The organism is Streptococcus infantis (assembly GCF_047464215.1).
Taxonomy (GTDB): domain Bacteria; phylum Bacillota; class Bacilli; order Lactobacillales; family Streptococcaceae; genus Streptococcus; species Streptococcus infantis_P.
Map to the genome: position 1 here is coordinate 1 of NZ_JASHCG010000037.1, position 1,289 is coordinate 1,289.

Sequence of the window (1,289 nt, forward strand, 5' to 3'; positions counted from 1 at the left end):
TTGTGATGGTTTCTTATTAGGTTCTGTTACTGTTCCTGTACCTGGGACATCTTTCTTAGGAAGGTTGTCATTTGGCACTTCACCTGAACCGTTGTCGCCAACTGTTACTGTGATTGTAGTTGGGTTTCCATCTTTATCTTTACTTGGAATTTCTACCTTAGTTCCTGGTAGGTATGGTTTTCCATCTGGTTTCTTAGGCGTTACAACTGCATCACCATTTGGTTTGCGTGTGATTTCAATCTCACTTGGTGTTTCAGTTGTTGGTGTTTCTGGTGTTACCTTACCTGGTGTTGTTACTGGAACTTCAACAGCTGGTTTACCTGGTTCTGTAATCTTACCTGTACCTGGGACATCTTTCTTAGGAAGTTTGTCATTTGGTACTTTACCTTTACCATCTTCACCGATTGTAACTTCGATTGGATTTCCATTTTCACCTGGGATTTCTACCTTAGTTCCTGGTGGGAATGTTGAGCCATCTGGTTTCTTAGGTGTTACTGTAACGTCACCTGTCTTAGGATCTTTATCCAACTCTACTGTTGGTGTCTTACGAGCTGGTGTTGTTACATCTACTGGTTGTGATGGTTTCTTGTTCGGTTCTGTTACTGTTCCTGTACCTGGGACATCTTTCTTAGGAAGGTTGTCATTTGGCACTTCACCTGAACCGTTGTCGCCAACCGTTACTGTGATTGTAGTTGGGTTTCCATCTTTATCTTTACTTGGAATTTCTACCTTAGTTCCTGGTAGGTATGGTTTTCCATCTGGTTTCTTAGGCGTTACAACTGCATCACCATTTGGTTTGCGTGTGATTTCAATCTCACTTGGTGTTTCAGTTGTTGGTGTTTCTGGTGTTACCTTACCTGGTGTTGTTACTGGAACTTCAACAGCTGGTTTACCTGGTTCTGTAATCTTACCTGTACCTGGGACATCTTTCTTAGGAAGATTATCATTTGGTACTTTACCTTTACCATCTTGACCGATTTCAACAGTGATTGGCCCATCTTCACCTGGGATTTCTACCTTAGTTCCTGGTGGATATGTTGAACCATCTGGTTTCTTAGGTGTTACTGTAACGTCACCTGTCTTAGGATCTTTATCCAACTCTATTGTTGGTGTCTTACGAGCTGGTGTTGTTACATCTACTGGTTGTGATGGTTTCTTATTAGGTTCTGTTACTGTTCCTGTACCTGGGACATCTTTCTTAGGAAGGTTGTCATTTGGCACTTCACCTGAACCGTTGTCGCCAACCGTTACTGTGATTGTAGTTGGGTTTCCATCTTTATCTTTACTTG

The 1,289-nt window shown here is 41.9% G+C and carries 1 pseudogene; it reads right to left on the bottom strand.

Annotated features, from left to right (window positions below):
- Nucleotides 1–1,289: pseudogene (locus tag QM469_RS10510) on the bottom strand (hypothetical protein); the annotation flags it as partial.